Genomic DNA, 1,252 nt, shown 5'->3' with positions numbered 1-1,252 from the left:
GAGCAGGTCGGCCAGGGCGGCCCGGGGGGTCCCGCCGGCCGCCCGGTCGTCCGGTCGGGGGTCGGCCGTCCGTGGCATCGCCATGGTCTCAGGGTGACCGCATCGTCCCGTCGACGTACCCGGTTCCGGGATCTTCTCAGCACCCCGATTCGCGTGGTCTCATGACGGGTAGCCGGTGTTACCACCGGGTATTCCCGGTGTTACGCATCCGCGTGTGCCTGGGGAGGTGGCGATGCCAGATCCGGTCGAGGTACGACTGGGCGACGACGTACGCCTGCACGTGGACATCGACGGACCGGCGGATGCCGAGGTCACGGCGGTGTTGCTGCACGGCTGGACGCTGGACGGGCGCAGCTGGCACCGGCAGGTGGCGGCGCTGCGCGCGGCGCACCGGTCGGTGCGGGTGGTCAGCTACGACGCGCGCGGCCACGGTCGGTCGAGTTGCATGACGCTGCCCACGGCGACGCTGGCGCAGCTCGGCGACGACCTCGCCGCCGTGCTGGACACGGTGGCGCCGACCGGGCGGGTGGTGCTGGCGGGGCACTCCATGGGCGGCATGACGATCATGGAGTACGCGCACCGGCACCCGGGGCACTTCGCCCGCCGGGTGGCCGGCCTGGTCTTCGTCTCGACCACCGCCGAGGGGCACACGCACACCGTCTACGGGTTGTCGCCCCGGATCGCCCGGATCATCCGGCTGGCCGAGACCACCGGCGCCGGGGTGCTCGCCCGCTGCGGGGCCTGGCGTCCGCCCCGGGCCCTGCTGCGCGCGCTGCAGCCCAGCATCCGCTGGATGCTCTTCGGGGACCGCTGCGACCCGACTGACATCCGCCTGGTCACCTCGGCGGTGGCGCGCGCCTCGCTGCGCTCGATCGGCGGCTTCCGGGCCTCCTTCGGCGCCCAGCACCGGCTGGAGACGCTGGCCGCGCTTGCGGACCTGCCGGCAGCAGCGCTGGTCGGCGACCGGGACCGGCTCACCCCGCCGCCGTGCGCGGAGTCGATCGCCGCCGCGCTGCCGGCCACCGAGCTGACCGTCTGCCCCGGCGCCGGGCACATGTTGATGATGGAGCGTCCCGAGGAGGTGACAAGCGCCCTCTCCGGCGTCCTGGGTCAGGTGCTCGCCGACGCCGGACGCACCGGTGGCCGCTCCGCCGCCGGCCGTACCCGCCGCCGCTAGTGCGGTGTCCAGGAACGTTGGCGGTGTCGCGGCGAGGTCCAGGCGGCGGTCCGGCAAGGCGGAGTCGGGGCGGGG

The 1,252-nt window shown here is 74.6% G+C and carries 1 protein-coding gene; it reads left to right on the top strand.

Annotated elements, in window-relative coordinates; translation table 11 throughout:
- Positions 1 to 232 precede the first annotated feature (232 nt).
- A complete protein-coding gene (locus tag EYA84_RS31985) occupies positions 233 to 1,177 on the top strand; it encodes an alpha/beta fold hydrolase (RefSeq protein WP_131057873.1) in 945 nt (314 codons plus the stop codon).
- Positions 1,178 to 1,252: the final 75 nt, after the last annotated feature.

Origin of the sequence: Verrucosispora sp. SN26_14.1 (assembly GCF_004307965.1) — a bacterium.
In the GTDB taxonomy this organism is placed as follows: Bacteria; Actinomycetota; Actinomycetes; order Mycobacteriales; family Micromonosporaceae; genus Micromonospora.
This window is presented reverse-complemented; position numbering and strand designations above follow the sequence as displayed.

What these genes read in the sequence shown, in the direction of transcription:
- EYA84_RS31985 (WP_131057873.1), top strand. Translation starts at nt 233, where the DNA reads ATGCCAGATCCGGTCGAGGTACGACTGGGCGACGACGTACGCCTGCAC.